The 7121-nt window shown below is 70.7% G+C and carries 7 protein-coding genes; 4 read left to right on the plus strand and 3 right to left on the minus strand.

The window, feature by feature from the left end; translation table 11 throughout:
• The first annotated feature begins 12 nt into the window (after nucleotides 1-12).
• From DRV96_RS07420 to gshA, 4 genes are all read left to right on the plus strand, one after another.
• On the plus strand, nucleotides 13-906 hold the full coding sequence (locus DRV96_RS07420; protein ID WP_119289437.1) for a class II glutamine amidotransferase domain-containing protein: 894 nt from the start codon (nucleotides 13-15) through the stop codon (nucleotides 904-906).
• Nucleotides 907-910: 4 nt separating this feature from the next.
• Nucleotides 911-1621 carry a protein glxC gene (locus DRV96_RS07425; RefSeq protein WP_119289440.1) on the plus strand — a complete coding sequence of 237 codons (711 nt, stop codon included), beginning with the start codon at nucleotides 911-913 and terminating at the stop codon, nucleotides 1619-1621.
• A gap of 1 nt (nucleotide 1622) precedes the next feature.
• A complete protein-coding gene (locus tag DRV96_RS07430) occupies nucleotides 1623-2972 on the plus strand; it encodes an FMN-binding glutamate synthase family protein (protein ID WP_119289442.1) in 1350 nt (449 codons plus the stop codon).
• Between the two features lie 76 nt (nucleotides 2973-3048).
• Nucleotides 3049-4344 carry a glutamate--cysteine ligase gene (gene gshA, locus DRV96_RS07435; RefSeq protein ID WP_119289444.1) on the plus strand — a complete coding sequence of 432 codons (1296 nt, stop codon included), beginning with the start codon at nucleotides 3049-3051 and terminating at the stop codon, nucleotides 4342-4344.
• A 19-nt stretch (nucleotides 4345-4363) separates the two neighbouring features.
• Here gshA and DRV96_RS07440 read toward each other — a convergent pair whose 3' ends face one another.
• The 3 genes from DRV96_RS07440 to DRV96_RS07450 form a co-directional block, all read right to left on the minus strand.
• A complete protein-coding gene (locus DRV96_RS07440) occupies nucleotides 4364-5665 on the minus strand; it encodes a YncE family protein (RefSeq protein WP_336470512.1) in 1302 nt (433 codons plus the stop codon).
• A gap of 112 nt (nucleotides 5666-5777) precedes the next feature.
• The gene (locus tag DRV96_RS07445; RefSeq protein ID WP_119289446.1) at nucleotides 5778-6593 is read right to left on the minus strand and encodes a creatininase family protein; all 816 of its coding nucleotides are present in this window, start codon (nucleotides 6591-6593) and stop codon (nucleotides 5778-5780) included.
• 69 nt (nucleotides 6594-6662) lie between these two features.
• Nucleotides 6663-7121: transposase (locus tag DRV96_RS07450; RefSeq protein ID WP_162910978.1), on the minus strand; the 459-nt coding region annotated here is incomplete at its 5' end.

Consider the following 7121-nt stretch of genomic DNA (forward strand, 5'->3'; position numbering starts at 1 on the left):
GGAGCCCATGCCATGTGCGGCATCGTCGGCCTGCTGATCCGCAACCCCGAACTGCGCCCGCGCCTGGGCGAGCTGATGCTGCCGATCCTCATCGGGATGACCAGCCGCGGCCCCGAGGCCGCCGGCCTCGCGGTGTTCAACCCCGACTCCGGCGCGCGCACGCAGGCGAGCCTGTTCAGCGACGCGAAGGGGTATGACTTCGCGCCGCTGGCCGAGCGCCACCACGCGGCCTTCGGCGAGCGTCCCGAGCTCGTCGTGCATGGCCAGCACGCACTGCTGCGCAGCGCGCAGCCGGCCGACGCGCTGCGCCGGTGGCTGCACGCCGAGTTCCCGGAGCTGCACCTGCTCGCGATCGGCCACGCGATCACGCTGTACAAGGACGTCGGCACGCCGGCGCAGATCGCGCAGCGCTACGGCTTCGAGCGGCTCGCCGGCACGCACGTCGTCGGCCACACGCGCATGGCCACCGAGAGCGCGGTCACGCCGGCACACTCGCACCCGTACACCGCCGGCGAGGACTTCTGCCTCGTGCACAACGGGTCGCTGTCGAACCCCTACGAGATCCGCCGCATGCTCGAGCCGCGCGGCATCGCGTTCGAGACCGACTGCGACACCGAGGCTGCGTGCCGCTTCCTCGAGTGGCGCACGCGCGAGGGCGACGACCTGCACACGGCGCTCAAGCGCGGCTTCGACGTGTTCGACGGTTTCTACACCTTCCTGATGGGCGACGCGACGCAGCTCGCGCTGGTGCGCGACACGTTCGCGTGCAAGCCGGCGGTGGTCGCCGAGCACGACGACTACGTCGCGATCGCGAGCGAGTTCCACGCGCTCGCGCACCTGCCCGGCATCGACGACGCGCGCATCTTCGAGCCGGTGCCCGAGCAGATTTACGTCTGGAAAGCCTGACGCGATGACGACCGCCACCACACTCGACGAACTCGTGTTCGACCTGCGCACGACGCCGCTGCGCGAGGTCAACCGCTTCCTGCACGGCACCGAAGGTGTCGAGACGCCGGTGCGCATCGTCCACCCCGACGGTGCGCACAACATCGCGGTCGGCATGCACGCGCCGTGGCGCGTCAGCGTGCACGGCCACACCGGCTACTACTGCGCCGGGATGAACCAGGACGCCAACGTCACGATCCACGGCAATGCCGGCCCCGGCGTGGCCGAGAACATGATGAGCGGGCGCGTGCACGTCAAGGGCTTCGCGTCGGTGGCTGCCGGCGCGTCGGGCCACGGCGGGCTGCTCGTGATCGACGGCGATGCGTCGCTGCGCTGCGGCATCTCGATGAAGGGCATCGACATCGTCGTCGGCGGCAGCGTCGGCAGCTTCAGCGCCTTCATGGCGCAGGCCGGGCGGCTCGTCGTCTGCGGCGACGCCGGCGACGCGCTCGGCGACTCGCTGTACGAGGCCGTGATCTACGTGAAGGGCGCGATCAAGTCGCTCGGCGCCGACGCGCAGATCGAGCCGATGACCGACACCGATATGGCGACGGTGGCCGCGCTGCTCGCGGCCGCCGGCGCGCCGCACGACCGCCACGACCCGCGCGACTTCAAGCGGGTGGCCAGCGCCCGAAGCCTGTACCACTGGAACGCCGACGCGAATCAAGAGTACTGAGATGACTGCACCACACCTCGAGGAAAGCTGGGGCTACGACGCCAAGACGCTGGCCTACATCCAGCACGCGGCGGCGACCGGCCTGTACGAGATCCGCGGCCTGGGCGCGAAGCGCCGCGTGCCGCACTTCGACGACCTCGTGTTCCTCGGCGCGTCGCTGTCGCGCTACCCGCTCGAGGGCTACCGCGAGCGCTGCGTGACGAAGACGGTGCTCGGTACGCGCCACGGCGCCAAGCCGATCGAGCTGGCCACCCCGATCACGATCGCCGGCATGAGCTTCGGCAGCCTGTCGGCGAACGTGAAGGAGGCGCTGGGCCTGGCCGCGACCGAGGTCGGCACGAGCACGACGACGGGCGACGGCGGCATGACGCCCGAGGAGCGGCGCAGCAGCAAGACGCTGATCTACCAGTGCCTGCCGTCGCGCTACGGCTTCAACCCCGACGACGTGCGCCGCGCCGATGCGATCGAGATCGTGATCGGCCAGGGCGCCAAGCCCGGCGGCGGCGGCATGCTGCTCGGCCAGAAGGTCAACCCGCGGGTCGCGAAGATGCGCACGCTGCCCGAAGGCGTCGACCAGCGCAGCGCCTGCCGTCACCCCGACTGGACCGGCCCCGACGACCTCGAGATCAAGATCAAGGAGCTGCGCGAGATCACCGACTGGGAAAAGCCGATCTACGTGAAGGTCGGCGCGACGCGCACCTACTACGACGTCAAGCTCGCGATCAACAGCGGCGCCGACGTCGTCGTCGTCGACGGCATGCAAGGCGGCACCGCGGCGACGCAGACCGTGTTCATCGAGCACGTCGGCATCCCGACGCTGGCCGCGGTGCGGCAGGCGGCCGACGCGATCGCCGACATGAACATGAAGGGGGTGGTGCAGCTCGTCGTCTCGGGCGGCATCCGCAGCGGCGCCGACGTCGCCAAGGCGCTCGCGCTCGGGGCGGATGCGGTCTCGATCGGGCAGGCGGTGCTGATGGCGATGGGCTGCAACTCGTCGAGCTGGGTGAAGCCCGACGGCACGCACGTCGACGCCACCGCCGACTACGCCGCGCTCGGCACTGCGCCGGGCACCTGCCACCACTGCCACACCGGCCGCTGCCCGGTCGGGCTGACGACGCAGGACGAGGCGCTCGAGAAGCGCCTGCACCCGCCGATCGGCGCGAAGCGGCTGCGCAACTACCTGAAGACGCTGACGATGGAGCTGACGACGATCGCGCGCGCGTGCGGCAAGCAGAACGTGCACCACCTCGAGCCCGAGGACTTGGTCGCGCTGACGATCGAGGCCGCGGCGATGGCGCGCGTGCCGCTGGCGGGCACCGACTGGATCCCGGGGCACGAGGCGCGACGCTGAGCCCGCGCGGGGCGGCGGCGAGCGCCGTGCGCAGGCCGGCTCCTAGAATCGGAGCCCCGCACGACGAGGCGTCGCCATGGTCCCGCACCTCATCACCGCCCTGACCGGCCCGATCAACGAGCTCGAGGCGCGCATCCTCGAGTCGATGCCGGCGATCGAGCGCTGGTTCCGGCTCGAGTGGATGGAGCACACGCCGCCGTTCTACACGTCGGTCGACATCCGCAACGCCGGCTACAAGCTCGCGCCGGTCGACACCAACCTGTTTCCCGGCGGCTGGAACAACCTCACCGAGGAGATGCTGCCGCTGGCGGTGCAGGCGGCGATGGCGGCGATCGAGAAGATCTGCCCCGAGGCGAAGAACCTGCTGCTGATTCCCGAGAAGCACACGCGCAACACGTTCTACCTGATGAACGTGCAGCGGCTGATGCAGATCTTCCACCAGACGGGCCTGAACGTGCGGTTGGGCACGCTCGACGAGGAGATCAAGAAACCGACGAAGCTCGCGCTGCCCGACGGCAGCGAACTGACGGTGGAGCCGCTGGTGCGCACGCGCGGACGGCTCGGGCTGAAGGACTTCGACCCCTGCACGATCCTGCTCAACAACGACTTGTCGGGCGGCATCCCGAAGATCCTCGAGGGGCTGCACGAGCAGTACCTGCTGCCGCCGCTGCACGCCGGCTGGGCCGTGCGGCGCAAGAGCAACCACTTCCGCAGCTACGAGGAGGTGGCCAAGAAGTTCGCCAAGCTGCTGGGCATGGACCCGTGGCTGATCAACCCGATGTTCGCGCAGTGCGGCAAGGTCAACTTCGCCGAGGGCACCGGCATCGACTGCGTCAAGGGCCACGCCGAGGCGCTGATCGCCAAGATCCGGCGCAAGTACAAGGAATACGGCATCACCGACAAGCCCTTCGTCGTCGTCAAGGCCGACGCCGGTACCTACGGCATGGGCATCATGACGGTGCGCGACCCGAAGGAGCTCGACGAGATCAACCGCCGCACGCGCAACAAGATGAGCGTGATCAAGGAAGGCCAGGAGGTCACCGAGGTCATCATCCAGGAAGGCGTGCCGACCTTCGAGCGCATCAACGAGGCGGTGGCCGAGCCGGTGGTCTACATGCTCGACCGCTACGTCGTCGGCGGCTTCTACCGCGTGCACGCCGAGCGCGGCATCGACGAGAACCTCAACGCGCCGGGCGCCGCCTTCGTGCCGCTGGCGTTCGACGAGGCCAGCCACCTGCCGCGCCCCGGCGCCAAGCCCGGCGCGAGCGCGCCGAACCGCTTCTACATGTATGGCGTGATCGGCCGCCTGGCGATGCTCGCGGCGAGCTACGAGCTCGAGGCCACCGACCCCGAGGCCGAGATCTACGAGTGAGCCGCCGTGCGACCCGCGCTCAGCGCAGGTTCCCCGTGTGGCCCAGGTTGTAGCGCCCGGGCTGCGGCCACACCGTCAGGCCGTGCGGTTCGCGCCCGACCTTGACCTTGTCGACGGCGCCGGTGGCCGTGTCGATGCGGTAGACGACGTCGTCGTAGCGCCCTGACAGCCACAGGTGGCGTCCGTCGGCGCTGACGTTGCCCATGTCGGGGCTGCCGCCGCCGGGGATCGGCCACTGCGCGACGACGCGCAGCGTCGCGAAGTCGATCACCGAGACGCTGCCGGGGCCCCGCGGCTTGCCGCGGATCTGGTTCGAGCCGCGGTTGGCGACGTAGACGCGCCGGCCGTCGCGGCTCGGGTACAGGCCGTGCGCGCCGATGCCGGTGGGGATGAAGCCGACCTGCGTGAACGACTCGCCGTCGACGACGTGCACGCCGTCGGCCATCATGTCGGCGATCAGGAACAGTCGCCCGTCGGGCGTGATGCGCACGTCCTGCGGCATCCCCGGGGTCGTGCAGATCTGCTGGCCGGCCAGCGCCGGGTCGGGGATCTTCTTCGGCTTGCGGCCTGGCGCCGCGAGCAGCGCCTGCACGTCGGGGCGGTCGAAGTAGCGGCTGAGCTTGAGCGTACCCAGCACCTTGCGCCCGACGAGGTCGATCTTCGTCACCGCGCCGCCGAACTCGCAGGTGAACAGCGCGTAGCGTCCGTCGAGCGAGAAGTCGGCGTGGTTGATGCCGTCGCAGTCGGGCGTCTCGATCGAGTACGCGAGCTGCATCGTCGCGACGTCGCGGAAGTCGAGCCGTTTGTACGCCTCGGCGACGACGATCGCGTAACGGCCGTCAGGCGACCAGTACAGGTTGTACGGGTCGTCGACCGGGATGGCCTTGCCCGGCTTGCCGGTGCGCGGGTCGATCGGCGTCAGGCTGCCGTCGGTGCGACCCTCGGCGTTGTTGGCGACCCACAGCGTCTTCAGGTCGTACGACGGCACGACGTGCTGCGGGTGCACGCCGACCTTGAACGTGTCGACGACCTTCAGCGTCGCCGGGTCGATCACCGACACCGTGTTCGCCGCGCGGTTGGGCACGTAGACGCGCTCGAGTGCACCGGCCACCGCCGCGCTGAACTTGTCGGCGGCGGTCTCGCTGTAAACGTTGGTCGGGTCCGGCACCGGTGGCATCCCGGGAACGGCGGCGACCGCGGGGGCTGCCGGCGGACTCGCCAGCGCGGCGGGCGACGCGTGGTGCAGCGCTGCCGAGACGGCGAGCGCCGCAGCGGCCACGGACAGGGCCGTGGCGAGCACGGCGGAACGATGACGGGTCAAGCAAGCTCCCTCGTGCCTGGCGGCACTTCGATTTCGCTTCGTTTTCGGATGGGCTGTGTCCCGTTAACCCGCGGGGCCCGCGATCGGTTGACCGGCGACGGCCTTCCGCGACTCAATCCCGCGCCGCGAGGCGGGGCCGCTGGCGTACCTGCCGGATCGCGTCGACGGTCGCCGCGACGATGGCCTCGGCGCCGAGCTGCCCCAGCGCCGCCGTCGCGGCGCGCGGGTCGCCCGAGACGCCGACCGCCGCGCCCTGCGCGGCGGCGGCGCCGAGCTGGTCGGGGCGCACGAGCGACGGGTCGAGGGCCAGCGCGAGCGCCGTGTCGGCGGCGCCGGCATGCTCGCCGATCTGCGCCGGCGTCAGGCCGTGCTCGCGCAGCGTGCGCGCGAACGCGGTCTGCGCGGTGCGGTAGTAGGCCTCGACATGGTGCACCCGCACCGGCGTCGAGGCCCACTCGCGGTCGAGCCGGCGCGCCAGTGCCGCCAGCAGCGCCTGGTAGTCGCCGTGGTCGCCGATGAGCACGATGTCGACGAAACCGGCGCGCCGCAGGCTGCGCGCGGCCCCTTCGACGACGGCGATGAAGGCTGCTTCCGGCACCGACAGCGTGCCGGCGAAGCGCATGTGGCCCTGCGGCGGTTCGATGCGGCCTTCCGGCACGTAGGGCAGCACCGGGGCGACCAGCGCGTCGCCGAGCTGCGCCGCGATGCGGTGCGCCAGCAGCCGCACGCGCACGTTGTGCTTGCCCAGCGCGAGGTGCGGCCCGCCCTGCTCGGTGCCGCCGATCGGCACGATGACGGTCGTGCGCCCGGCACGCACCGCATCGCGCACTTCGGTCCACGTCATCGCCTCGAGCTCGACGCCGGCGGCGCGGCACACCATGGCCGTCACCAGGCCGAGCACGAAGACGGCGCCGCGCACGACGTTCATCAAGTAATTGTCTCGCGCACGCGGTGCCGCCGCGGGGCTCCATGTCGTTTCGTGTGGAACGCGACGCCGTCATTTCGGCATCGCCGGCACGAATGGGCTGGCCGGCAGGTGCCTGAGCTTGGACAGGCGCAGGTAGGCGATGGCGATGAAGTTCTTGCTCGTCCTGAAGCCGCGCGCGGCGCGCTTGGCCTGCTGCAGCAGCCCGTTCATGGCTTCGACGAAGGCGTTGCTGCGGTGATCGACCATGCCGCTCACGACGGCGTCGAACCGCTGCCTCAGCGTGGCGGCGAGCTTCTTGAACGGCTCGAGCCGGCAGCGCCGCGCCCAGCTCAGCCAGGCCCTGAGGTCGGCGCCGGCCTGGTCAGGGCTGTTGTGCACTCGGGCTCGGGCGTACACCTCGCGCAGCGCCATCTTCAGCCGCCACGCCCGCGCGCTCTTGAGCGTCGAGCGCTGCAGCCAGTGCATGGCATCGAGCTGGTGGCGACTCCAGCCGGCGGGGTTGCGCCGCATGCCCCACAGCAGTTGCCT

It is taken from the genome of Azohydromonas sediminis (assembly GCF_003574675.1).
GTDB classification, from domain to species: Bacteria; Pseudomonadota; Gammaproteobacteria; order Burkholderiales; family Burkholderiaceae_C; genus Calidifontimicrobium; species Calidifontimicrobium sediminis.

Coding starts and splice junctions, on each gene's coding strand:
- DRV96_RS07425 (WP_119289440.1), top strand. CDS start 911: ATGACGACCGCCACCACACTCGACGAACTCGTGTTCGACCTGCGCACG.
- DRV96_RS07430 (WP_119289442.1), top strand. CDS start 1,623: ATGACTGCACCACACCTCGAGGAAAGCTGGGGCTACGACGCCAAGACG.
- DRV96_RS07445 (WP_119289446.1), bottom strand. CDS start 6,593: ATGAACGTCGTGCGCGGCGCCGTCTTCGTGCTCGGCCTGGTGACGGCC.
- DRV96_RS07420 (WP_119289437.1), top strand. CDS start 13: ATGTGCGGCATCGTCGGCCTGCTGATCCGCAACCCCGAACTGCGCCCG.
- gshA (WP_119289444.1), top strand. CDS start 3,049: ATGGTCCCGCACCTCATCACCGCCCTGACCGGCCCGATCAACGAGCTC.